This window comes from Telluria sp. AZSoR62, from assembly GCF_058111565.1.
Genome location: NZ_JBYTST010000162.1, coordinates 1 through 347, shown reverse-complemented (window position 1 = coordinate 347; position 347 = coordinate 1). Strand labels below are relative to the sequence as shown.

Annotated in this window: 1 protein-coding gene; it reads left to right on the top strand. The window is 55.9% G+C overall.

The window, feature by feature from the left end; translation table 11 throughout:
* Positions 1-92: 92 nt before the first annotated feature.
* A partial coding sequence (locus tag AC3XQU_RS23345; protein ID WP_489876532.1) for a hypothetical protein occupies positions 93-347 on the top strand: 255 nt, incomplete at its 3' end.

The following is a 347-nucleotide window of genomic DNA, read 5'->3' as shown; positions in this document are numbered from 1 at the left end:
ACCAACTCAGTTAACAAATCAGCTGAAGCGAAACAAAACCTAACCCCCAGCCGCCCGGCCATGGGCGGCAGATTTCACTCTTGGAGAAAGGCGTGAAAACACCAAGACCAGATATTCAAAGCCCCGCGGCCGTGATAATCGGCCGACTTGAGGGGGACCGCCTCTGTTATGAACTGACCCAGCAAAGTTTCAGCTTAAAGCCTGGCGAAGAACTCCACGTTTACACAATGCCTCCCGCACCAGAGGAAATAGAATCCATAACGCCCTGGCGGGGGCGCCACGCCGTCGCAGTAAACCAGCGCGACACCCTGGCCGGGGCCATAGCGGAACATTTTCGTGTTGAGCTG